21 protein-coding genes and 2 tRNA genes are annotated in these 23,623 nt (G+C 34.9%); 13 read left to right on the forward strand and 10 right to left on the reverse strand.

The window, feature by feature from the left end; genetic code table 11:
- The first annotated feature begins 52 nt into the window (after positions 1 to 52).
- From I862_RS07820 to I862_RS03205, 3 genes are all read left to right on the forward strand, one after another.
- The gene (locus I862_RS07820) at positions 53 to 691 is read left to right on the forward strand and encodes a diacylglycerol/polyprenol kinase family protein (protein ID WP_052646354.1); all 639 of its coding nucleotides are present in this window, start codon (positions 53 to 55) and stop codon (positions 689 to 691) included.
- Position 692: 1 nt separating this feature from the next.
- The gene (locus I862_RS03200; RefSeq protein ID WP_038538914.1) at positions 693 to 2,081 is read left to right on the forward strand and encodes a hypothetical protein; all 1,389 of its coding nucleotides are present in this window, start codon (positions 693 to 695) and stop codon (positions 2,079 to 2,081) included.
- A gap of 101 nt (positions 2,082 to 2,182) precedes the next feature.
- Positions 2,183 to 2,258 (forward strand) — tRNA-Met (locus I862_RS03205).
- Positions 2,259 to 2,331: 73 nt separating this feature from the next.
- Here the strand turns inward: I862_RS03205 and fliN are convergent.
- The 6 genes from fliN to I862_RS03235 form a co-directional block, all read right to left on the reverse strand.
- Entirely contained in the window at positions 2,332 to 2,613 is a 282-nt protein-coding gene (fliN, locus tag I862_RS03210) for a flagellar motor switch protein FliN (RefSeq protein WP_038538916.1), read from the reverse strand.
- Positions 2,610 to 3,371 (reverse strand): FliH/SctL family protein, encoded by a 762-nt coding sequence (locus tag I862_RS03215; protein ID WP_038538918.1) that lies wholly within the window; start codon positions 3,369 to 3,371, stop codon positions 2,610 to 2,612. The genes fliN and I862_RS03215 overlap by 4 nt, the downstream gene beginning before the upstream one ends.
- 1 nt (position 3,372) lies before the next feature.
- Entirely contained in the window at positions 3,373 to 4,368 is a 996-nt protein-coding gene (gene fliG, locus I862_RS03220; RefSeq protein ID WP_038538921.1) for a flagellar motor switch protein FliG, read from the reverse strand.
- A 15-nt stretch (positions 4,369 to 4,383) separates the two neighbouring features.
- The gene (gene fliF, locus I862_RS03225; RefSeq protein WP_052646355.1) at positions 4,384 to 6,033 is read right to left on the reverse strand and encodes a flagellar basal-body MS-ring/collar protein FliF; all 1,650 of its coding nucleotides are present in this window, start codon (positions 6,031 to 6,033) and stop codon (positions 4,384 to 4,386) included.
- Between the two features lie 136 nt (positions 6,034 to 6,169).
- Complete coding sequence (locus I862_RS07825; RefSeq protein ID WP_267880539.1) at positions 6,170 to 6,865, reverse strand: ankyrin repeat domain-containing protein; 696 nt, start codon at positions 6,863 to 6,865, stop codon at positions 6,170 to 6,172.
- Positions 6,866 to 7,021: 156 nt separating this feature from the next.
- A tRNA-Cys gene (locus tag I862_RS03235) sits at positions 7,022 to 7,096 on the reverse strand.
- A 133-nt stretch (positions 7,097 to 7,229) separates the two neighbouring features.
- Between I862_RS03235 and I862_RS03240 the strand changes: the two genes are divergently transcribed.
- Positions 7,230 to 8,981: an ArnT family glycosyltransferase gene (locus tag I862_RS03240; protein WP_038538923.1), complete on the forward strand. Its 1,752-nt coding sequence runs from the start codon at positions 7,230 to 7,232 to the stop codon at positions 8,979 to 8,981.
- Here the strand turns inward: I862_RS03240 and I862_RS03245 are convergent, their stop codons facing one another.
- Together I862_RS03245 and thyX are read right to left on the reverse strand one after the other, a co-directional pair.
- A complete protein-coding gene (locus I862_RS03245; protein WP_038538925.1) occupies positions 8,982 to 9,884 on the reverse strand; it encodes a hypothetical protein in 903 nt (300 codons plus the stop codon).
- Positions 9,885 to 10,015: 131 nt separating this feature from the next.
- Positions 10,016 to 10,951, reverse strand: coding sequence for an FAD-dependent thymidylate synthase (gene thyX / locus I862_RS03250; protein WP_052646357.1), 936 nt, complete (start codon positions 10,949 to 10,951; stop codon positions 10,016 to 10,018).
- 150 nt (positions 10,952 to 11,101) lie between these two features.
- On the opposite strand from thyX, the gene I862_RS03255 reads away from it, so the two are divergent.
- The 3 genes from I862_RS03255 to I862_RS03265 all read left to right on the forward strand — a co-directional run bounded on the left by I862_RS03255 (position 11,102) and on the right by I862_RS03265 (position 14,427).
- Positions 11,102 to 13,258: a RelA/SpoT family protein gene (locus I862_RS03255; RefSeq protein WP_095666397.1), complete on the forward strand. Its 2,157-nt coding sequence runs from the start codon at positions 11,102 to 11,104 to the stop codon at positions 13,256 to 13,258.
- 123 nt (positions 13,259 to 13,381) lie between these two features.
- Positions 13,382 to 13,906, forward strand: coding sequence for a DUF805 domain-containing protein (locus I862_RS03260; RefSeq protein ID WP_038538927.1), 525 nt, complete (start codon positions 13,382 to 13,384; stop codon positions 13,904 to 13,906).
- Between the two features lie 17 nt (positions 13,907 to 13,923).
- Positions 13,924 to 14,427, forward strand: a complete 504-nt coding sequence (locus I862_RS03265; RefSeq protein WP_038538928.1) for a DUF805 domain-containing protein — start codon at positions 13,924 to 13,926, stop codon at positions 14,425 to 14,427.
- A gap of 74 nt (positions 14,428 to 14,501) precedes the next feature.
- Here I862_RS03265 and I862_RS03270 read toward each other — a convergent pair whose 3' ends face one another.
- Positions 14,502 to 16,271, reverse strand: a complete 1,770-nt coding sequence (locus tag I862_RS03270) for a PHA/PHB synthase family protein (RefSeq protein ID WP_052646358.1) — start codon at positions 16,269 to 16,271, stop codon at positions 14,502 to 14,504.
- Between the two features lie 132 nt (positions 16,272 to 16,403).
- On the opposite strand from I862_RS03270, the gene I862_RS03275 reads away from it, so the two are divergent.
- Both I862_RS03275 and I862_RS03280 read left to right on the forward strand, forming a co-directional pair.
- Positions 16,404 to 16,739: a hypothetical protein gene (locus tag I862_RS03275; RefSeq protein ID WP_038538930.1), complete on the forward strand. Its 336-nt coding sequence runs from the start codon at positions 16,404 to 16,406 to the stop codon at positions 16,737 to 16,739.
- A 4-nt stretch (positions 16,740 to 16,743) separates the two neighbouring features.
- Positions 16,744 to 18,954 (forward strand): phosphoenolpyruvate carboxylase, encoded by a 2,211-nt coding sequence (locus I862_RS03280; protein WP_038538932.1) that lies wholly within the window; start codon positions 16,744 to 16,746, stop codon positions 18,952 to 18,954.
- On the opposite strand, the gene ispZ is transcribed toward I862_RS03280, so the two are convergent.
- Positions 18,886 to 19,431: a septation protein IspZ gene (ispZ, locus tag I862_RS03285; protein WP_038538934.1), complete on the reverse strand. Its 546-nt coding sequence runs from the start codon at positions 19,429 to 19,431 to the stop codon at positions 18,886 to 18,888. The two genes, I862_RS03280 and ispZ, sit on opposite strands and share 69 nt — an antisense overlap.
- A gap of 24 nt (positions 19,432 to 19,455) precedes the next feature.
- On the opposite strand from ispZ, the gene I862_RS03290 reads away from it, so the two are divergent.
- From I862_RS03290 to I862_RS03305, 4 genes are all read left to right on the forward strand, one after another.
- On the forward strand, positions 19,456 to 20,586 hold the full coding sequence (locus tag I862_RS03290; protein ID WP_148299476.1) for a DUF2066 domain-containing protein: 1,131 nt from the start codon (positions 19,456 to 19,458) through the stop codon (positions 20,584 to 20,586).
- 105 nt (positions 20,587 to 20,691) lie between these two features.
- Entirely contained in the window at positions 20,692 to 21,000 is a 309-nt protein-coding gene (locus tag I862_RS03295) for a hypothetical protein (RefSeq protein ID WP_038538938.1), read from the forward strand.
- A 132-nt stretch (positions 21,001 to 21,132) separates the two neighbouring features.
- Positions 21,133 to 22,035 (forward strand): protein translocase subunit SecF, encoded by a 903-nt coding sequence (secF, locus tag I862_RS03300; RefSeq protein ID WP_038538939.1) that lies wholly within the window; start codon positions 21,133 to 21,135, stop codon positions 22,033 to 22,035.
- A gap of 27 nt (positions 22,036 to 22,062) precedes the next feature.
- The gene (locus I862_RS03305; protein WP_038538941.1) at positions 22,063 to 23,541 is read left to right on the forward strand and encodes an amino acid permease; all 1,479 of its coding nucleotides are present in this window, start codon (positions 22,063 to 22,065) and stop codon (positions 23,539 to 23,541) included.
- Positions 23,542 to 23,623: the final 82 nt, after the last annotated feature.

Here is a 23,623-nt window from a genome sequence, read left to right on the forward strand (position 1 = left end):
TTTATAATATCATTCCTAATAAATATTAACAATATAAGATAGCTTGGAAAAAATGCAGCATAAACAAAATTTAACTAATGAAATATTTAGGAAACTTATACATTTATCTTCCATATGGGTTCCGCTTTCTTTACTCTTCATTCCGATAAATTTCATGCAAGCAGTCTTTTTTACTTTAGCTCTATCGCTAACTTTATTTGATACTCTAAGAATCAGCAAAAAACCGATCGGTCAAAAAATAAGAAAATTTTTAAATAAAATTAAGCTTAATTTTATTTATCGTGAACATGAAATAAATAACTTAAGCGGTGCGACTTATATGATGATTTCCGCCGCCTTTTGCTCATTTATTTTTGATGCGGAAATTTTTATAATCAGCTTCAGTGTTTTGATCATTTCAGATACATTAGCCGCAATAGTAGGTAAAAGCATAGGTAAACGCCCTATATATAATAAGACATTGGAAGGAAGCCTTACATTTTTTATTTCCTCTCTAATTATTTCGGAAATTCTATATATATTTTTATTACAAAAGATCGGCTATAGTCTAACTATTCTGATTATAGCCTCTGCATTTACTACACTTGTTGAGCTTTATTCCAAAAAATTGAAAACGGATGATAATTTAAGCATCCCGATTAGCTTTGGTTTAATTTTATTAATTTATAAATATTTTATGCATTATAATTGATATGGATGAGTTAGATCAAATAACCGGCATACGCCCGATAAGACCAATCGATCCGATAGGGTATGAGAACCTGATAACCTCATTTCCGCAAAGCTTGATAAGACAAAAACCTAAAACACAAATTAATGGGCTGGTTGTAAGAGTAGATAAACAACATATTACGATAAAAACTGCGCTTGGTGAAGTGATACTTAAATCAAAGTTAAATTATGAGACAGGTACGGAACTTACTATTGAGCCTTATATACAGGGAGAGGACGTAAGACTTAAAATTTATGCTCTAAATTCTGGAAATAAAGCTGCGTTTGCGACTTTTAACCTGGCACGAAGACGGGGACACAAATCTTATACAAAAAGCACCCACGTTGAACAGGCTTTTGCAATTGATAAAACCTCTGAATTTATACATGCAATATTAGTCAATAAAAGAAACTCAAATTTAATTACCAATAACCCTAATATTTTAGAATCCATTTCAGGCCATCTACCTAAAAATACAAGTAACTTAGAAGGAATCTTTTACGAAGGAAACAAATTTCAATTTAAATTGCTGCAAATTACCGAATATAGTGAATCAGTTATATACCTTTCCGAGGAAAACAAAGTTATTTTATCAGCCACAATAAACGCTAACGATAAATTTAGCGAGGCTATCTTAGAAACTATTATAGGTAATTTTACTTTTAGTAATAGTGAACTTGAATTTAAAAACGAGGACTTTATATATCTTGAGTTAAGTGCAATTTTACCTTTGGAAGTTGGAACTTTAAAGCTTGATGACCTAAATGAGATGCTGGGGTTTTTAGATAGCTTGGAACATAAATCAGTTCAATCTTTCTCTTACTCAGCCGACTACTTAAATTTACTTAAATTAAAGCTTGATACAAGAGATGATTTATTAGCTGTTAACCTTGCTCAAATTCTACTTACCAATTTTAGTAAAACGGATTTGCACATAGCCGAGAACGAGCTGGAGGGAAAGATACAAGTTGTTACCCACCATATATATGAACTCAGTTTAAAAATGCCATGGCAAGTTATAATTGCTCCCATCATTCATAATGAGATATTATATTTTATAAAAATTTTTATAAAGAAGCCTATAGAGGAACCCAAAGAGTTAGTCAGACGTTTTGTAATTGAACTTGATACCGTGCAATTGGGGAAAATAGTATTGGACGGATTATTTACCGAGAATAAAAATATTACTTTGTTATTCTTAAAGTTAAAGTCCAAAACTATTTTTAGTTCCGATTTTGAAGAAGAGATAAGAAACTTATTTTCAATGATCAGTAAATCCCAAGGCTATGAAGGCACAATCAGCTTTAGTTCCATGGAAGAATATACTTCGCCCTTAGCTGAAAATCTTCGCTCTCAACGCCCGCTTTAAAGTTAACAAATATATTTGATAGTATATATTAGATCACTAAGCGTAAAAAATCAGTTGCAAAAAGAGCAAATTGTTATTAGATTCTCTTCTGAAATCATTACGGCGGAGTAGCTCAGCTGGTAGAGCAGAGGAATCATACTCCTTTTGTCGGGGGTTCAAGTCCCTCCTCCGCTACCACTTATTTAAATTACATATCTCATATCATTTGCAAGTATAATACAAATTCTCTTATAGTAAGCCTAAGAAAGTTTTATTCTTTATTTATAAGCTCAGTTAAAGTAATACCGATTTTATTATCAACAAGCACTATTTCCCCCTTAGCTACCAAGCGATCATTAACATAAACGTCAATCGCATCTCCGACCTTACGATCAAGCTCAATTACAGCTCCGCGGGTGAGCTTAACCAGTTGGTTAACTTTCATTTCAGCTTTGCCTAATACTGCTGAAATTTGTAACGGGATATCATATACTACTTGTAAGTTAATATCACCTTCAAGGCTGCTGCCTAAATTTTCCGTATTTTCCGTCATATACTCTGCTCCTCGTTAACTGCTGGCTGTTCTTCTTTATTTTCAGTTGGTTTTATATTATTTTCAACATCATTTTGATATTCTTTTTCTTTAAAATATTTTGCATATATATTATCTAAAGCGGCAATGATTTCTTGCTTGGATTTTTTAATACATGCATCTTGAAACTCAACCGCACAATCCTCTTTACCTAAATTATGATCGATAGCAAACATTAAACTTCCTTTAAAGCTATGCTCACTATACGCTTTTTCTATCTCATCTTTAATATGTAAATAAGTTTCCGGGTTTAATTTAATATTTAATATCGGCTCATCGGCAAAATGGTTAAAATTATCTTTTATAAAATTAATAATTGAGTTTTCATCAGTTGACTGTTCAGCACTTCCTTTAATTTTATCGGCAATAGCGAAAGCAAGCTCGGCACAGCCTTGAATTAATTCTTCTTGATCAGAATTAATATTCAAACTTAATTCATTAATTTTTTCCATTATACTGTTGAGAGTAGTAAGAATTGTATGTTTAAATTGCTCTTCTAATCCTTTTTGCTTTTCGATCCCTTGGAGTTCGCCTTCATTAAAAGCCTGCTTTTTCGCATCCTCTAAATCTTTTTGGGAATAAAATATATCTTTTAAATCATCATTTGTTTTTTTCTCAACTTCTAAAATATCATCAAATAATAAAGCATTGTCATCATTCATTAAAGCATGAGGCGATGAAGATCCTAATTCGGCAAACGGAAATCTTGCAGTTGTCATATTAATATACCATCTGATCGCCGTTTTCACCGGTTGCAATCTCTATCTCAGCTTTACTGATCAATTCCTTGACCGAATTAATAATTGCAGTTTGGGCTTCATTAACATCTTTTAATTTAACTGGTCCCATACCTTCTATCTCCTCCAATAATATTTTAGCAGCCCTTTGCGACATATTCTTTATAAACAAATCTCTGATTACTTCAGAAGCTCCTTTTAATGCGAGTGCAAGTTTAGATTTATCAATAACTCTAAGCACGGTTTGAATACCATTACCTTCGATTTTCTTAAGATCTTCAAAGGTGAACATCAGGCTTCTGATTTTCTCTGCCGCTTCTACACTATATTCCTCAAGCATCCCCATGAACTTCTCTTCCACATTACGTTCCAAGTTATTAAATACTTCAGCTATAATTTGGTTGTTATCACGTTTTTGGGTCTTGCTGAGGCTACTTATAAATTCTGATTTTAAAGTTTTCTCCACTCTTTCTAATACTTCTTTTTTAACCGTATCCATAACCAGCATCCGCTTAATTACTTCAAAAGCAAACTCGGGACTAAATAAACTAAGGACTTTAGAAGATTGCACAGGGTCAAGCTTACTTAAAACTAAGGCTGCAGTTTGCGGATATTCTTTCTTCAGATAATTAGCGAGTAGTTCCTCTCCGACATTGGCGAGCTTATCCCAAATATTTCGGCCTGCCGGGCCTCTAATATCTTCAAGGATTGAATCCACCTTATCTTTACCTAATATTTTTCTAAGGAAACGCTCCGTATTTTCTATATTTCCGACTAATGATAAATTCTCGGTAATCTCAACACTGAATTCACTGATTAACTTTTCAATTGATTCGGGAGGAATATTTCCTAAATTAGACATTGCCAAAGAAATTTCTCTAATCTCACTTTCCTCAAGCATTGAAAATATCTTAGTAGCAAGGTCATCATTCAATGTCATAATTAACATTGCCGCCTTTTCAACCCCTTTATTTTTCATTTCCCCTACCCCTTATTATTCTTGGTATATCCAGTTTTTAATCAAGGATACCGTTTCCTCTGGGTTCTTATCAACGAGTTCGTTAAATCGTTTAGTCACCCCTTCTCTCCTTTGCTTTTGCTCTTCCATAGTAATTTGATCTATATTGGTCGGATTTGCTCCTCCAGAGTTCGGAGCGTTTCCGAAAGCCATATTTTTCGTATCAGCTAATCCTTTAGCCATTCCTTTCATCTCCTGTTCCAGGCTTGCCATAACATCAGAGGTTAGTCCTTGTTCTTGCATAACACTTTTAGCTTTTTCCAATGAACGCAATACAAGCGGCCTTATTACTAAAAGAACCATTAATATCAGCACTATTCCAATCACCACAGTTTGGACAATATTCTGTATATCATTTTTGATGAAATCAAACATTCCTTCCTTAACGGGAGCATCAACAAAATCGGTAGCAAAAGGCATATTTATAACTTCTACTTTATCGCCACGCGCAATGTTTACTCCAACACCCGAAATAATCAGCGATTTTATTTTATCTAATTCAGCTTGGCTTCTTTCGCTGTACTTCATTTGCTTGGTAGTCGGGTCAGTTTCATAATTACCGTCGACAAGCACTGCAATCGATAAGGCTTTTACCCTTCCGTTTTCTATAACTTTATTGCTGACGGTTTTTGAAATCTCATAATTGATAATTTCATCAGTTCTTGAGCGCTGCCTTGAAGCGCCTGCCGCCGCTCCTTGCTTAGCATTCGGAATATTTGAAGAAACTCCGACCACGCCGCTAGGCTCGGTATCATTTTCATTCTCTTCGCTGCTTTTTTGCGATCTCACTACTTGGCTACTCGGGTCATAAATCTCTGAGCTGATAACCTCACGATCCAAATCCATATCTACAGCCACATTAGCTTTAACTTTTCCTATCCCAATTGTTCTTTCCAATAAATTTTCAATTTCCTGCTTAAGTTTATTTTCGATATTAAGCTGCATTTCCATTGCAGTAGAAGCAAGATTTGCCGCACTCGCATCCTCAGCCCCTAATTTTAAGGGTCTACCTAGGTTATCAACTATAGTTATATTTTCAATTTTAAGACCTGGCACCGCAGTTGCAACCAAATTGGCAATGGAAGCCACTTCAAGCTTACTTAATGCTTGATTCCCTTTCATTTTAAGTACTACGGAAGCTGAAGGCTCGGAACCGATTTTTGAGAATAATTCTTTTTTAGGTATAACAAGATGCACTCTTACATTCTCAATCTGGTTAAGGCTGCTGATGGTTCTCACCAATTCACCTTCCAGCGCTCTTACTAAATTAACATTATAGACGAATTGCGAAGTGCCTAGTGCATCCGATCGATCAAAAATTTCATAACCTGTAATATTTCCGGAAGTCGGAAGCCCTTCTTGAGCGAACATCATTCTAAGCATTAAAAGCTTATCACTGGGTACGCTTATCTCAGTACCTTCCGTGTTGTTCTCATACTTTATTCCCATTGATTGCAATTTCATTCCGATCATACTTGCATCTTCTATCGAAAGATTAGAATAAAGCGGAGTTAAAACCGCCGAAGACATTTTAAAAACCAGAAAAATAAAGAAAGCTATCACTATTATTGCAGCACCAATAATAGCAGAGATTTTTGCTGCACCCAGCTTCTTTAAAAACTCCATTAACCCTCTAACCTCTTACCCATCTATATGTATCATAACTAAAATTTTATATAAATAAAGAGGGTGTTTTAAATTTTAATTATTTTTTAATATTCACAAGTTGACTTACAGTCGCTTTGAATTAAAAGTATAATGCTTATTCTGAGCTATCTTCCACCCTTACAGCCTCAGTAATTTTAACTTTTCGCGCTTTTTTGAGATTAATTTTATTTGAAGATTTCTGCGTTATATAGCTATCAAAACTATTATCAATTGTAATAATCACTTTATTATCATCTGGTATAGTATTAGGTTTAGCCTTAAATATTTTTTGACGAATGGTGCTGAAAAAAGAGTCTTTCAGATTATCTCTGTCATCCGTTATAATAATATTTTTTTTATTTTTGATAACTTTTTCTTCAGTATTTAAATTAGTTTCAGGTGCCGGATTTATAACTGAATTATTCATGGCTAGTTTATTATTAACCAGTTCTTTAACTTTCGGGTTAGACGATCTTTCACTTAAAGCTAATATATCCTCTCCCTTATCATTTTTCCTCTTTAAGTCGAGAGTATTAAGCAGTGCTTCGAATGCTTTAACACGGTCATTGAGTATAGCTCGCATGGAAGGAGTATATCCTTCAAAATCAGGGATTTCTCCATAAACGCTATAATCAATTAGTAAACTTACTATTTCATAATGGCCTTCTCTAGCTGCAAAGTGTAAAGCGGTAGCACCTCCCATATCCTGTAGATCAGGGTTTGCTCCCTTTTTAAGTAGATATTTCACCACTTCCGTATGCCCCATATAGGCGGCTCTAATCAGAGGAGTGGCATTTATTTCACCTTGTATATCAAGCGGGTAGCCTGTGGCTGCTAATTTTTTTTACCATGGCCAGGTCGCCGCTATTTGCCGCATTAATAAGCGGGTCTCTAAATAAGTTTTCTTTCGAATAAGAAGTATTGGAGAAAATTAAGAAAACAAGGAATAAAAAGAGGATTTTAATTTTGGAGGCCGAGGCCGGAATCGAACCGACGAGTGGCGGATTTGCAATCCGCAGCATTACCACTTTGCTACTCGGCCATATTATCCTAAAAGCAGAGCTTATTTTATTGATTAATCTTAATAGGTCAAGTTGCATATTTTAAAAAATAAAAGAAATAATTTATTTTTATACTTATTTGAGTATTATCGTTTTAATTCAAATTAGCAAGCAATGAAAACCTCAACCAATAAACTTTTGTATTTTATAGCTTTTATTCTTCTTTCAGTAGGAAGTATAAGGATTATATTAACATATGATAAGCTTACTATTTCTCCTGATGAACTAGTGCATGTTGCAACCGGTTTAGAACTGATTGAGAACGGAACTTATTATTTGGAAGCTTTGCATCCGCCGCTGGCAAGGTTATCGGTTGCGATTCTTCCTTATCTGGGAGGAGCAAGTTTGAGTGAAGAATTCTATGCTAAGTATTCCCATCCCTTCAATGAAAATAGCGGTTATAAGCAGAGCTTTGAAGGAAGGAACCTTGGCGGTCAGCAGATATTTTTTGCTAAGAGCCATGATAACTATAAGAAAATGGTGTTTTTAAGCCGCTTAGGCATACTGCCTTATTTTCTCCTTTGTGGAATAGTTATATTTGTTTGGGTTAGAACCCACATAGGCAGTTATACCGCATTATACTCAATTTTGTTTTATACCACACTTCCGATAATACTTGCCAATAGCGGCCTTGCCACTACTGATATGCCGATGTGTGCATTATTAACTTGCACGATTTTTGCCCTCTTAGAGTGGTTGGAGAGTGCTTCATTTAAAAACACTTTATTACTTGGCTTTTCTTTTGCGCTGCTTGTGGTAACAAAATTTTCGGGCGCTATTTTTTTTCTAATTGTTGCAGCCCCGATCATACTTGCTAAAGACTATGCAACCGGCAAAGTTTCAAGAGGGTTTAACGGAGCAAGAGTTACATCAATTATGTTAATCAGCATAATTACTTTTTTTATGGTTTGGTGTACTTATAATTTTGAGCTTACAACTTTATCTTACCCTTATTTTTTAACTCCTGAAAAAGTAAGCGCATTAAAAGCCAGCTTACGGGATTTTGGTTTAAGTGAAAAGTCGGTCAAAAAATTATTTACCGCAAAAATTTTACCGTTTCCCGAATTTTTTCATGGCTTATCGGATCTTAGTGACCGCATTGCTTATGTTTACGCCGGGTATATTTTCGGTAAAGTTTTACTATTTCAAGGAGTTTGGTATTTCTTCCCTGCTGCAACCCTTTTTAAGACTCCCCTATTTGTTTTAGCTTTAGGGCTATTGGGCTGCTGTTTATTAATAAAAATATTTATCAGCCAAAAAAATTGGAAAGTAGTAGCCCCGGTTATCGTGGTATTTACGCTGCTTTTAGCAAGCACGGCTTTCAACATGAATATAGGGCTTAGGCATTTATTACCAATTTTCCCGTTTATTTGTATTACGGCAGGCTATTCACTGGACTTTTTACTGAATAGGAGGCCACTATTTATAAATGGACTAACCGTTCTTTTACTTGCAGCCTACTTAGTTACCACAGCTCTATCCCACCCGTTTTATGTAGCTTATTTTAATTTTATGGCTCAGGGTAGGGGAGAAGAAATTTTAATTGATAGTGATTTTGATATCGGCCAGGAGCTGGAATATGCACTTACCTTTCCTGAGGTTCATAATAATATTGATAGCTTAAAACTTTACTACTCAGGCCTTGCTGACCCCGGGTTCTTTGGTTTCAAAGAATATGTACTTTATCAGATGGAACTGCACCATAAGAACTTTAATATAAATTTCGGCAACTCAAGATATTTATTAATCAGTATCCCGTTACTTAAACTGCTACCTAAGGAAAAGAAATCAGATATAGCAAAATGCAAAGATGCCCGAAGAATCGGGCAGACTTTCATGCTTTATGATTTTAACAGTTGTATTTAACTATCCTCTACTTGACGAAACGTGCCCTTCATTACCCTGAACCGCTTTTTTCAATCCTTCTAATCTATCTTTCCATTTATTCATTTTTTCTGAACAAACTTCTTCTGTAATCTCTTTAACTTTTTTGCCTTCGCCTTCACCTTTAAGCAAAGAGCATTCATGTTTATAAACACCAACAAATTCATTCACGCATTGGAAATATTTACTTTTTACCTCATTCATATTAAGTATACTTTCTTCCGTCAATAATTGCTCTTTTGATTTGCTCGGAAAAAACGTATTCCAAGCAATTGTACAAAGCGAAGTAACCCCAAGCGCAACAGCACCGTAAATGGCTGTAGAATATGCTTCCTGTGATTTATACTCATCCCAATAAGTAAAAGCTGAACCGAGTGTAGCACCTATTATAGAGTAGATTAACAAACATCCGAAATTACCTATTTTCGGACTAGATTGGGAAATACACTCTTTTACAAGCAATCTTCTTTGATTACATTTTGCATTATAATCCTTAGCCAAATCCTTATAAAAATCATCAAAGCTTTTTACCGCTTCTTTTTGCTCTTCGGAATTTTCCGGAGCGGAATGTTTTTCAAGTTGTGCTAATATGTTTTTTTCAAGTGCTTTTTTTAAGCTACCCTTCCCATGCCCTGTTTCATCTTCTGTTGAAATCACACGTGCAATCACAGTCTCGGGTATTTCCTCAACTCTCAACCTATTAAGGGTTGAAGATGCTACCACAGGAACAAAAATTTTCTTTATTCCCTGCTCAATCTTGGCTACCTTATCATAATCATTTTTTAACTCATAGTTTTCTTCTAAAACTAACCTCATTGAATCATAACAGGCTTTTTCAATTTCTTTATTTATTATACTTTCAGGACTTTGAATTAAAGCTCTCATCTTAATAACCTCCTTTCCAAGTAAACTAAACTTATCTTAATACTTTTAGTTAAAGCATTAGAATTCATACTATTTCTACTCTTTAGAAGAAGATAGGTGAAAAAAAATATAATTTAACGTATTAATTTATATTACTTTTCTAATACTATCATAAGCTCATCCCACTCACGCTTAGACATGCCGCTTAGCTCTTGGGTTACTTTTTCGCCGGCAAGCATTCTTTTTACTACACCCATACCCTGCTCGGAAATCGAGGCTGAGTTTAAACGATAGTTTTTAAATGCTTCAAAGGTTAAAGGCAGCCATTTTTCTAAGATTGAAATAATAGCATTAGCATATTCCCTAATCTCAAACTGGGCATGCGCATCCGCTCTAAGCCTTAAGAAATGAAGTAGATTATTCAGATCCACCTTCCAATACCATTGAGTATAATAATTCACCGGCAGATTCATCCTGGCAAGTTCACGAGTAAGCCCTGCACGGCTCGGATCTAATACTTCATTAGTCTCTTCGTTAAGGTTAAGCATTTCCATATAATGCTTATAGCTTTGTTCGGAATCATTCTTTAAAATCTCGAGTACTCTGGCTGCTTCTTCGCCTTCTAAAACTCCTCCCCTACCCTGCCTGTTAGTATGTGATTGCATGGCTAGATTTTCGGGAGCGGGAATATAGAATTCTTTATCCAAAATAGAGTAGCGAGCGGAATATTCATTAACATTTGCAGTTCTATGCCTTATCCATTGTCTTGCAATAAATATCGGAAGTTTCACATGTAACTTTATTTCACACATCTCAAACGGGGTGGTATGCCAGTGGCGCATTAAGTAATTAATAAGCCCTTTATCCTCATTAATTTTCTTAGTACCCTTACCATATGAAACCCTTGCCGCTTGGACGATTGCAGAATCATCACCCATGTAATCAATTACTCTTACAAAACCGTGATCCAAAACTTTTATCGGCTCAAAAAGTATTTCTTCAAGTGCATCTACGGTTGCTCTTGAGGTTTGTTTCTTAAATTGCTTTGCTTCTCTAATTTCATCTAATTGAAGTTGACTTAAACTCATAATCCCTTAATCGAATAGTTTTTTATATACTATTAACCCAAATAAAAACTTTTGCAAATTGAGTTTAAAAATTTCCTAAGGTTTTCTTTTCTTGTGATTAATTATAATGTAAATTAATAGAGTACTACTACTCCTATATAAGGCGCTTAGATGGAACCGATTGTTTTACAGGAAAAAGAAAAATTAATTAAGCGGATCGCAGAATCCAAATCTAAAGCAAAGGTAGCTAAAATCGAGGCTGCATTTAATATGGCTTATGAAGCTCACAAACCGCAGTTTCGCGCATCCGGAGAGCCTTATATTCTTCACCCGCTTGCAGTTGCAGATATTTTATTGGATTTAAACATCGATACCGCCTCAATTATAACTGCACTACTGCATGATACCGTAGAAGATACTCATGTAACCATTGAAGATATTGAAAAAACCTTCGGCAAGGAAGTAGCTAAGTTAGTCGACGGAGTAACTAAATTAAATAAAATTGAAAACCAACCTGAAAATGTTAAGCAGGCTGAAAATTTCAGAAAATTATTGCTGGCAATTTCTAAGGACATTAGGGTTCTTCTTGTAAAGCTTGCCGATAGAGTGCATAATATGCGCACTCTAAGCTATATGGGCAATGATGATAAAAGGCTTAGAATCGCTCATGAAACTATGGAGATTTATGCGCCGCTTGCTGAAAGAATCGGTATCCATAAATTTAAAAATGAATTACAGGACTTAGCTTTCGCCGAGTTACATCCGGATATGAGGAAATCTATCTTAAGCAGACTGACTTTCCTCAGAAAAGAAGGGTGCTCGCTGGTAGATACTATTGTTAACGAAATTACCGGTATACTTGCTCAATCGGGAATAAAAGCAGAGGTACACGGTAGAGAAAAAACTTCCTGCTCCATTTGGCGTAAGATGGAACGCAAGAATGTTACTTTTGAGCAATTATCGGATATTATTGCCTTTAGGATTTTAATTGATAATATTGAGGATTGTTACCATGCCCTTGGGGTGATGCACTCAAAATACCATGTAATACCCGGAACTTTTAAAGATTATATAAGTACACCGAAAGCTAACGGCTACCAATCCTTGCATACAATTGTAATGGGCCCGGAGCGCAGATGCATTGAAATTCAGATCAGAACCTATGAAATGCATGAAGTTGCCGAACTTGGTTTTGCAGCTCACTGGTCTTATAAACAAAACAACCCTTACGGCCATGAAGGCACCCAGTTCAGATGGGTACGAGAACTCCTGGATATTTTAGAAAATGCCTCCTCTCCCGAGGAGTTTATGGAGAATACTAAGCTTGAAATGTATTATGACCAGGTGTTCTGCTTTACTCCTAAAGGTGATTTAATTGCACTGCCTAAAGGTGCCACCCCGATTGATTTTGCTTTTGCCGTTCACTCTAATGTAGGCTTAAGCTGTATCGGAGCCAGGGTTAACGGCAGGATAGTACCGCTTAAAACCGAGCTTGAAAACGGAGATCAAGTCGATATCTTACGCTCTAAAGTTCCGATGCCTTCTCCAACCTGGGAGAAAATCGTTATAACAGGAAAAGCAAGAGCGGAAATTAGGAAATTTATTCGCTCCAAACAGAGAGAAGAATATATCAACCTCGGCCGGGCTATTTTAACTAAAACTTTTGAGCAAGCCGGAAAAGAATATAAAGAAAAAGATTTAGAACCGATTTGCGAACAGTTCCAATGCAAAACTATTGAAGATATTTTAGTCTCGGTGGGAGACGGCATATTAAACAGGCTTGAAGTGTTGAGGGCTATTCATCCGGAAGAAAAACCTGCACGAAAATCTTTAAATCCCCTCTCTTTACTACGCTTTAAACCTAAAAAAGAAGAGTTAAGCCAATCCTTACCTATAAAAGGCTTGATTCCCGGTATGGCGGTGCACTTTGCCGGTTGCTGCCATCCTCTTCCGGGTGATAGAATCGTCGGAATCGTAAACACAGGCAAAGGAATTACTATTCATACACTTGATTGCGAAATGCTGGAAAACTTCTCAAGCATACCGGAAAGATGGATAGACGTAGGTTGGGAAGGTACCGGGGATGAAGCTTATGTCGGCAGAATTAAGGTAGTAGTGGCTAATGAAACCGGAGGGCTGGCTGCGGTCACGAGCTGTATTGCCGCACAGGAAGTTAACATTACCAATATAAAAGTAGTCGGCCGTTCATTGGATTTCTTTGAACTATTGATTGATATTGAGATTAAAGGCACCCAGCAGCTGGTTGGTTTAATCACTGCGGTAAGGTCACTTAACTGCGTTCACTCGGTGGATAGGACGAAGAGTTAAAGATTTGTTAAGATTTTCAACTCTTTTGCTTTAGTAATTAACAATTTTCCATCATTAAAAAGTTATTTGATATTTTCAAAATAAAAATATATAATAGGCATGTTTTAAATATGATTTTAATTTATGTCTAGTTTTATTGAAAGAATGAAACCTGTTTGCAGGAATCTGCATCTCTTTGTATTTCCCTCTAGAATCAATAGAATAAAATACCTTTCGGAATGTACGGTTAATTTATTAATTACCTTTGCAGCTCTTCTTATTTTAGAAATACTTTTCTTCATTACTAATCTGCTCTTCGGCTCTTCTCCACTCCAAACACATGGAATTATTAAAGAACTTACTTTTTGCATTCCCGGTATTATCCTCATAGCCAATCAAGTAATATTAGCTGTTAACAGATTACATGACATTAATCTCAAAGGTTGGTGGATCTTACTGATTATTATTCCTACACTTTTTTACTTTATTGTGTGTATTATTCCCGGTACTAAGGGTGATAACAGATTCGGAGCCCAGCCTGAAAAGGCTACGAAAGCGGAATATTTCTTAGCGGCGCTTCCAATCCTACTTGTTGTTATATACTTTGTTATATACATATTATTAGATTTATATTTCCCCGAACTAATTATTAAACTTAAAGCTATATAAACATTGTAATTACCCATATGACTAACATTATTGAAAAATTGAGACCTGTCTGCGCAAAACTTAACCTGTTTGTGTTCCCGGAAAGGATGAATAGAATAAAATATACTATAAAATTTTGGTTAAATTTATTATTAGCTTCTGCTATCAGTGCTGCAATTCCTTTTGGGGAGTCCGTTATTTTTAAAAGTTTATTTTTTGTTCTAACTGTAATTTTTGCAGCTAACATACTTATTTTGATTACTAAGAGATTACATGATATTAATCTCAGCAGTTGGTGGGTATTATTAACTTTTATTCCCTTAATCGGAACAATATTCAGCTTTATATTATGGGTCTTTCCCGGCACTAAGAACGAGAATAGATTCGGCTTGCCTCCGGCTAAAGCCTCAAAACTAGAATATGCTTTCGCCGTTTTAATAATAATTTTTATGACCCTGTTTTTTATTGTAATACTATTTATACTATATTTTAGCTCCCTTTATACCCCTATAGATAAACTATCTATATCAAATAATTTATAGATAAATACAATAAAAAAACGCACCCTAAAGTAAATTAGGGCGCGCTTTTCAAAACTATTAATTTAACTTAATACTTAAACAATCTGTTTTTTAACATAAGAACCGGGTGCAGCCTCAATAGCAGCTTTAGCATTGATTTTACGGGGCTCAACTAATTCTCCCGATTTAGGCTTCAGCCATTTGTCCCAATCAAGCCACCAAGAACCCACCACTTCCTTAGCATTATTAAACCAAGTATCAGGGTTTGCATCATACTTTTCATTCACCCAATGATTATATTTATTTTTACTCGGATGATTGACGACACCTGCGACATGACCTGATGCACTGAGCACGAAACGTATATCGCCCTTATAAGTTGAAGTTGCTTTATAGGTAGCCTTCCACGGCGCAATATGATCTTCACGGGTTGAAAGCACATAGGTAGGCAGATCAATTTTGCTTAAATCAATACCTTGACCGCAGAGTGATATACCGTTTGGCTTTATTAGTGCATTATTTTGATACATATTTCTTAAATAAAATGAATGCATTTCAGATGGAAGCCTAGTCGGATCGGCATTCCAATATAAAATATCAAACGGGAACGGTTCTTTTCCAAGCAGATAATTATTTACGTAAAATGACCAAATCATGTCATTAGCTCTTAGCATGCTGAAAGTTTGTGCCATTTCAGAACCGTCAAGATAACCTCTCTTATTCATCCTACTCTCAAGCATGGAAAGTTGCTCTTCATCAATGAAGACGCCTAAATCACCGCATTCCTCAAAATCAATTAATGTGGTTAAAAAGGTCGCAGACTTAATATTATTAACTTTCTTACTTTTTAGGTAAGCTAAAGTACAGGCTAGCAATGTACCCCCTAGGCAATAGCCTAAGAAATTCACCTCTTTTTCTTCGGTTATTTCCTGCACAACTTTAAGCGCAGCAAGCGGGCCTTCTTTCATATAATCTTCAAAATTTTTACTTTTAAAGTTTTCATCCGGGTTATTCCAAGAAATCATAAATACGGTATAGCCCTTATCTACAATCCATTTTACAAAAGAATTTTGCGGCTTGAGATCTAGAATATAATATTTATTAATCCATGCAGGCATCATGATTAAAGGAATTTTTTTTACCTTATCAGTCGTCGGCGCATATTGAATCAACTGCATCAAGTCATTTTGATACACCACCTTTCCTTCAGTAATCGCTAAGTTTTCACCTACTTTAAAAGCTTTAAAATCAGTTGTAGCAATTGAAAAATTACCTTTGCTCCTTATCGCGTCTTTTAAGAAATTTTCAGCTCCCTTGGCAATATTTTCCCCGTTAGTTTCTAAAGTTTCTTTAATCACCTGCGGATTAAGGTGAGGAAAGTTAGTCGGTGCCATTGCATCAATAAATTGCTTAATGAAAAAATCAAGTTTATGAATTTCTTTTTTATCAAGATTGTGGCATTCTTTCATTACATCTTTTACCCAAGCGGAATTTAGGTAATAAGCTTGTTTAATAAAATTAAAGAAAGGGTTATTCTCCCATGCTTCATCAATAAAGCGATTATCTTTACCTTCCGACTTAAATTCAGATTCAATCTCTTTTCCGGCAGCTTTATGTGCAACATTAGTCATAAGCTTTAAGTAATCTTTATATAGCTCCAAACTATGCTCCAGCATCTTTTCCGGATGCACGTATATCTCTTGCATAGCCTTGCGTGTTGCATCGGATAAATTAAACGGATCCGGCTCCACAGCTTTCATTTTATCGGACATATTTGCCGCCATTTCACTAAAAGCATTTTGGTAAGCTGTGAATGCATGTATTAAATTCTCGGATAGTTTATGAGAATCGTAGTTGGTATTCATTTCTCCTCCCCTATTGGTCTTTAACATATTGAAATTCTATTAACATTAAGTTAAAACATTTTTTTATATAACACACTAACTATTTGATTTATACTCATATAAATTAACACTTATACAGAACCAAAAAGTTAAATGAATACTAATAAACACAATCTTAGAAACTTATTGTTTTCTACGCTTCATAAGGTAATCAGCACATATTACCCAACCTTACTTAAGCTCGAAGAAGAGTTTAATAGCGCAAAAGATAAAGATATTTTCTTTCTTAATAATACGACAAATACAGAAGCAATAACATGCCTACAACAATTTATTCAATACACAACAATTAAACTGCTGTTAAACAACCTAAGTAATAACCTGGAATTTGTTGCAGAGTATAAAAAAAAATATGATAATTTCATCATAAATAAAGATAATTTTGATAGTACTACATTATTAAAAAAAGCTGACCGGTATAACCTTTGAACCGGTGCTGACAGCTCACCCGACTGAGCCGCTTTCTCATGAAATTTTGCATAAAGTTTCTAAATTGCATATTCACCTGGAAGAAAATCCGGCTTCTTTTGATGATAAGTTTGTAGCTGCTCTTTTGCTCGAGCTGATGCAAACTCCGCTCACCCCGAAGTGCAAACTTTCAGTTGAAGATGAAGTGAAAGATAATTTAGAGTATTTTTATAAGTTGTATCAAGCACTGCCTATACTTATTAATAATATAGTTGAGACGTTTTCAAGCAGTGAGATAAAAACAATTAAAAGACATAATTTCCTGAAACCGAGAAGCTGGACGGGTGGAGATGCCGACGGCAATCCTAATATTACTGCTCTCACTATGCTAAATGCAGTTGAAGCGCAATCGAAAGCAGTGATTGCTTGGCATATAAAAGTATTAAATCAATTAATCCAAAAAGAGATTCCTGACCTCGGGTTATATCAAAATATCATACAGCTAAGGCTGCTTTTAGTGCAATATCACGGTGATACTAAAAATATAGAAGAAAACTATAAAAGCTTTATAGCATTCTTTAATAATATTATGCTTAAAAATGAAGCAGTTTTGAAACAATATCCCCATATTGGAACAATATTGGAAAACTTTAGCATGCAGCTGACTACTTTCGGTTTCCACCTTGCTTTAATAGATGTCAGGCAAAATGCCGGAGTTTATGACGGGGTTTACCTGCAAATTTCTAAGTTTCTTAAAAAACCGATAACCTATACGGATATTATTCAAGATAGCTCACTCAAAGAAACTTTATTTAAAGCCTTTAAAGAGAATAAGTTTCTGAAGGATTACCCGTTAATTCAAACTGAATTCTTAAGAATTCAGGCAATAGCTAAATTTCCGCATATATTTTCTAACTTAATCATATCTGATACCCAAAATATATCAGATATATTAAACCCGGCTGCACTATGCCGAATATTTAAAGTGAACCCGACCATAATACCTTTGTTTGAAACTATAGAAGCTATAACTAACGCCCCCTCTATCATGCAGGCTTGTTTAAACAACAGCCATTATCAAGACATACAGGGAAATAAGCCGATAAAGATAATGCTGGGCTATAGTGACTCGGAAAAAGAAGCAGGAATTTTTATCCTTCCGTTAATTGAAAAAGTTACCACGGATATTAAAAAGTATTTTGAAAAACAAAACTTGGAACTTTCTATATTCCACGGCAACGGGCTTGACTTATCCAGAGGCGGGTCAACTCTTTTTGAAAGCGAGCAAACCATTCAAGGTAATCAAAAACGTTATTTATTTAATACGGTAGATAACACCATAATATATTTTTTCCATATATTGAATTCTAAATTGCATAAAGTTGAAGATAGCTTTCTTCCTGAGGTCACTAAATTAGCCGAATCCTCGGTTATTTCCTTTAAGAATCTTTTTAAGAAAGGAGATAATTTAAGCTCACTTGAAAATTATCTATCTTTGGCTTCACCTTATTGGTTATTTGTTAAAACTAACAATTTCAGCTCTAGACCTAGCTCCAGAAAAGCTGAAGATAGTAAAAACGCGGCTTTCAAGCCATGGCTCATCCCGAAGTTTTATCCGAATGGAGAAGTGCTGGCAGGGATTAGAGCGATTTCTCAAGTAAACACGATTGAAGGAACATTCTTAAACTTTAATTTATGGTATGGCTTAGAGGAATTTTTACATGCAACCGAGCCGAGTAAACTTAATAAATTATTAACCACTTCACCCGTAGTTAATGACTTATTATTAAAGTCATTAATTGGAGTTGAACTTACTGATTTAAATGCGGCTAGGCAGTTTTTCCCTCTGCAAATTGATAATAAATTCTTCTTAACAATTGAGCAAAAATATAATTCGCTATTTAATATAGTAAATAAATTAAATTTAAAACTGCCCATCCAAGTAGTAAGTGAGTTATCATCTAAAAAAGATTACGCAAACCCGATTAAGCATTTCATCAGCTTTTCCTGTAAGAATTTAGTATATAAATCCGTAAATTATCATCCGAAGACAATTAGGGAACTTTTTTCTTCCGATCTAACCGAAGAAAAATACATTGAATTAATTACAAATCTTTTCGGCGCTGCATATTGCGGTTTTACCGAATATCGCACCCCGCCCTATTCTTTACTTGATGTTAGTTTTACTTTTCTTTTGCAAAGCAACAACTTGCAAAAGGGTAAAGACAAAAGTTAAACCCAACACCCCGAAAGTTTTAAAAGAAACCCAAGTTCTTTCAGAGAAATTTCTCCAGATTACTTCATTTAAAACCGCACAGGTAATAAAGAAAACCAGCCATTGTTTTGATAAATTAAGATAAGTTTTATCATCTAACTCAAATGCTTGACCAAACAAATGTTTTAATAAAGCTTTTTTTGCGATAAGATCATATATAAGTATTGAAGCAAAGCTTAAATATAATATGGTAGGCTTAATTTTAATGAAAGTGGAGTCTCCGCTAAAAACTGTGATTCCGCCGAAAATTATGAGAATAATATTAGAAAAAACCATAATCTTAGGTAGCTTGCGCTTTATAATATAAACAACCGAAAGAGAAAGAAGGGAAGCAATGATTAAGCAAGTAGTGGCAGTTACAATATCACTTTTGTAATAAGCTATAATGAATACAAGCAGGGGAAGGAAATCACATAACTTTTCAATTAATTTTTGCATTTTAATAATTTTATAAAAAACTTTATGAACATACTATTGTTAAACAATTTCAACCACAAGCAAAATATAGGCGGTGTTCTTATCAGGCTTGCTTTCACTCTTCTTTTTATATCTTTAGCACAAGTTACATACTCCGAAGAGAACGAAGAGCATAGTGATCAGAAAATTTTTACCGTAAAAAATATTAATATTTATGCGGAAGGCGAAACCTTAGAGGAAGCTACCGACAAAGCACTTAGAGCCGGGAGTATTGAGGCTTTGGACAAATTACTGAGTAATATTATAGTATATGATGAGCGCCATAAAAGCAGCTCAATTATCAATCGAACGAATGCCTATGATTTTGTTAATTACACAGAAATTGAATCTGAAAGAATGACTTCTCATTCCTATAAAGCAACTATTACTTATAAATTTAACCATAAAAAAATCCGCAATCTTTTAAATTCCTCAGGGATAAAATACGTCGGTAGAACTGTACAAAATGCTTTATTGATACCGATTTTACATAGCAAAGGCGGTAGTATCACTATATGGAGTAACGATGATTGGAGAAATGCCTGGGACGAAACTTCGCTGAAAGTAGGCTTAATGAATTATATTTTAAGCGAAGGAGATTTGATTGACATAGGCGCTCTCAATCCTAAAGAAATAATGTCGGCACCTCTTGAAAAATATACTTCGATACTTAAAGATTATGAATCGGAAAGCTTGATTGCGATATTCAGCACCGAACTTGATAATAAACTCGATATCACCATAAGGTTTTTGAATCCTACCAATAATTATTATAGATATACTTCGCTTTTACGAAATAAAGATGAGAGCGAAAAAGAATTTTATAAGCGTGCGGCACATGAGCTTACTATTAAAATTGATGCCGATTGGAAAGGTGAAAAAGTATTTGATAATGAACGATACTATTCTTCAAAACTCATAGTTAAATATAATAAGCCTGCAGGATGGATGAAAATTAAAAAAGATTTGGAAGAGATCAAAGAAATACTGCAGATAAAACTTTTAAACAAAAGCGCAACCGAAGCTGAAATTGAAATTATTTATACATTACCTCCCGCTATATTTTCCAATGAATTATTATATAAAGGCTATGCACTTAAAAAAACTGAAGGGCAGATTCATTTAGTCAGTCGTTAAAGTTTTGCCCGTTAAATAAAAATTTTTTTCCTCTTAGTGATTCGTTAACCATTTGTTAACTTTTGATTGTTAACCTGCAAGAATAATTCAAGCATGAGGAATAAAATGGCAACAGTTACTTTATTCACTAATTTAGAAACTACACCTTCTAAATTTAGCCTGCTCTCTTTAAAAGGGTTTTGGTTATCATTATTTTCTATAACCGCTTACTTTAAACAAAAAAAACTGACCACTTCAGGTAACGCAACTAATTCGATAGCGAACAGGAGCAACCTTGATAAGGAAATACCTAAGCCTCTGACATACGGAGTCTGGTATGAAATTTACAAAGAAAGAAACAAACTGGAATTTGCTTTAGATAGCATATACTCATCAAATTTGCATAATTTACCTTTTGAAGTAAAAGATAATTAAAATAAATTAAATTAAGCTGCAAAGCACAAATTTAACACCTTTTAAAATCCGTAGATAAAAATTCTTGATAAATTTTATTGAAATATATAATCTTTTTTATATAATCAGGCTTTATTTTTTATTTTGGTAAAGATGAAGTTCCCGATTACATTAATACCTGCCGGCACTCAGATTGATTTTATTGGTAAAAAATCAATAGCATTTGTATTCAGCTTAGTGTTAACACTTATAATATGTGTACTTTTTTTTGTAAAAGGGTTGAACCTTGGTATTGATTTCACGGGCGGAATAATATTTGAAATAAAAACCTCAAAAGAAGTCGAGCTGAAAGACCTTAGAGATTTATTAAGTAATGCGGGCTACAAAGGTGCAACTTTACAAAATTTAGGCCAAGCTGATACAATTTTGATTAGGATTCAACCTAAAGATAATGCGGAACAAAAACAGGAAGTTGAAGAAGTTAAGAATTTATTAGTCCGTCACCTTGATAAGCAGGTAGAATTCCGAAAAGTTGATTATGTCGGCCCTAAAGTAGGTAAAGACTTAGTATTTAAGGGTATTTCAGCAACCGTGCTATCTTTAATATCGATGATGATATATATCTGGTTCAGGTTTAACTGGCAATACGGAGTAGGCGCAATATTAGCTTTAGTTCATGATGCTTTTGTTACTTTAGGGTTTTATATAATTTCAGGTGAAGAGTTTAATTTAACTTCCATTGCTGCGATTTTAACCGTAATCGGTTATTCGATAAACGATTCGGTAGTAATTTTTGACAGAATTAGAGAAAACTTTAGGAAATATAAACTTACGGATGTTGCAAAACTGATCAACCTAAGTTTAAACGAAACTCTTTCAAGAACGATAATGACGGTACTTACCACTTTAGTTGTTTGTATTGCCTTAGTCGTCTTTGGAGGTGAAGTAATTTATGGATTCAGTATGGCTATGTTAGTAGGTATTGCTTTTGGTACTTATTCATCCGTATATATAGCAGCACCAATATTATTACATACTAAAATCAATAAATTATAATTGAGCTTAATTTAAAGGAGCATAACAATGAGTTTTAAAAGGTATTTTACTCGAAAACCAATAGACGAGTTAGTAAAAGAAGCAAATAGCTCGGATGGCCTGGAGAGGTCTTTAGGCGCTTTCCAACTTATAATGCTTGGGATCGGAGCAATTATAGGTGCAGGAATATTTGTATTAGCCGGAACAGCAGCAGGTCACTATGCAGGCCCTGCGGTTGTTATTTCTTTCGCCTTAAGCGGCCTTGCCTGTGCTTGTGCAGGTTTATGTTATGCAGAACTATCCTCCGCTATTCCGATTTCCGGAAGTTCCTATACATATACCTATGCTACGCTAGGTGAATTGGTAGCATGGATAATTTCAGGGATGATTTTACTTACCTATATTTTAGGAGCATCGGCAGTTGCCAGTGGTTGGTCGGATTATATGCTAAGCTTTTTAGGTGACTACGGTATCACTTTAGCACCTCAATATACCTGTCCTACAGGTAATGCGCTAAGTTTACCGGACGGCTCTTCAGTCACATGTATTTTAAATCTTCCTGCGGCAATTATTGTCGGTTTACTTGCAATAGTGGTTTTTTTAGGATCTGATGCTTCTGCAACAATCAATACCATTATAGTTGTAATAAAAATGACCGTGTTGCTTGGATTTATTGCAATCGGTGCTACTAAGGTCGATGTAAATAACTGGATACCGTTTATTCCTGAGAATACAGGAAAATTCGGAGAGTTCGGTATTTCCGGGATTATAGGCGGAGCAGGAGTAGTATTTCTGGCATTCACCGGATTTGATGCAGTTGCAACTGCTGCACAAGAAGCTAAAAACCCGCAAAGAGATTTACCAATCGGAATTTTAGGCTCTCTCTTTATCAGCACCATCACCTATATTTTAGTATCAGGCGTGCTAACCGGAGTTGCTAATTATACTGAACTCGGTGTAGGTAGCCCGATTGCGGTTGCGGTTGATAAAATGAATATGCCGTGGTTTTCGACTGTAATTAAAATTGGAGCAGTTGCCGGCTTAACTTCGGTAATTCTAGTTTTAATATATGGAGTGGTAAGAGTTCTATATACCGTTACTCATGACGGTTTATTGCCTAAAGCTTTAGCTAAATGTCACAAGAAGTATCATACTCCGCATATTTTAACTTTCCTTGCGGCAGGTGTTATAGCGATACTCGGTTCAACTTTACAAATCAATAAGCTTGTTGAACTTGCAAATTTCGGTGCAATGGTTACTTTTGCAATTGTATGCTTCGGTACACTTTACTTAAGATATAAATATCCTGATCTTCCAAGAGGCTTCAGATGCCCGCTGGTTCCATGGATTCCGCTTGCAGGGGTTATATTGTTCGTACAAATTATTGCCGGCCTTTCATTAACCACATTTATTTATGCGGGTATTTGGATTGCATTTATACTGGTTATTTATTTTGCATACGGGCAATTTAACAGTAACCTTCAGAAAAGCATAAACGAAGGTAAACTTAAAGAAGAAGTTCTATAAATAAAATCCAAAATATTAAGAATAAAAAAAGCGCTAATATTAGCGCTTTTTTTATTTTCATTATATAGTTAAATTTTATTCG

The organism is endosymbiont of Acanthamoeba sp. UWC8 (assembly GCF_000730245.1).
In the GTDB taxonomy this organism is placed as follows: domain Bacteria; phylum Pseudomonadota; class Alphaproteobacteria; order Rickettsiales; family Midichloriaceae; genus Jidaibacter.

Coding starts and splice junctions, on each gene's coding strand:
- I862_RS07820 (WP_052646354.1), top strand. CDS start 53: ATGCAGCATAAACAAAATTTAACTAATGAAATATTTAGGAAACTTATA.
- I862_RS03200 (WP_038538914.1), top strand. CDS start 693: ATGGATGAGTTAGATCAAATAACCGGCATACGCCCGATAAGACCAATC.
- fliN (WP_038538916.1), bottom strand. CDS start 2,613: ATGACGGAAAATACGGAAAATTTAGGCAGCAGCCTTGAAGGTGATATT.
- I862_RS03215 (WP_038538918.1), bottom strand. CDS start 3,371: ATGACAACTGCAAGATTTCCGTTTGCCGAATTAGGATCTTCATCGCCT.
- fliG (WP_038538921.1), bottom strand. CDS start 4,368: ATGAAAAATAAAGGGGTTGAAAAGGCGGCAATGTTAATTATGACATTG.
- fliF (WP_052646355.1), bottom strand. CDS start 6,033: ATGGAGTTTTTAAAGAAGCTGGGTGCAGCAAAAATCTCTGCTATTATT.
- I862_RS03240 (WP_038538923.1), top strand. CDS start 7,230: ATGAAAACCTCAACCAATAAACTTTTGTATTTTATAGCTTTTATTCTT.
- I862_RS03245 (WP_038538925.1), bottom strand. CDS start 9,884: ATGAGAGCTTTAATTCAAAGTCCTGAAAGTATAATAAATAAAGAAATT.
- thyX (WP_052646357.1), bottom strand. CDS start 10,951: ATGAGTTTAAGTCAACTTCAATTAGATGAAATTAGAGAAGCAAAGCAA.
- I862_RS03255 (WP_095666397.1), top strand. CDS start 11,102: ATGGAACCGATTGTTTTACAGGAAAAAGAAAAATTAATTAAGCGGATC.
- I862_RS03260 (WP_038538927.1), top strand. CDS start 13,382: ATGTCTAGTTTTATTGAAAGAATGAAACCTGTTTGCAGGAATCTGCAT.
- I862_RS03265 (WP_038538928.1), top strand. CDS start 13,924: ATGACTAACATTATTGAAAAATTGAGACCTGTCTGCGCAAAACTTAAC.
- I862_RS03270 (WP_052646358.1), bottom strand. CDS start 16,271: ATGAATACCAACTACGATTCTCATAAACTATCCGAGAATTTAATACAT.
- I862_RS03275 (WP_038538930.1), top strand. CDS start 16,404: ATGAATACTAATAAACACAATCTTAGAAACTTATTGTTTTCTACGCTT.
- ispZ (WP_038538934.1), bottom strand. CDS start 19,431: ATGCAAAAATTAATTGAAAAGTTATGTGATTTCCTTCCCCTGCTTGTA.
- I862_RS03290 (WP_148299476.1), top strand. CDS start 19,456: ATGAACATACTATTGTTAAACAATTTCAACCACAAGCAAAATATAGGC.
- I862_RS03295 (WP_038538938.1), top strand. CDS start 20,692: ATGGCAACAGTTACTTTATTCACTAATTTAGAAACTACACCTTCTAAA.
- secF (WP_038538939.1), top strand. CDS start 21,133: ATGAAGTTCCCGATTACATTAATACCTGCCGGCACTCAGATTGATTTT.
- I862_RS03305 (WP_038538941.1), top strand. CDS start 22,063: ATGAGTTTTAAAAGGTATTTTACTCGAAAACCAATAGACGAGTTAGTA.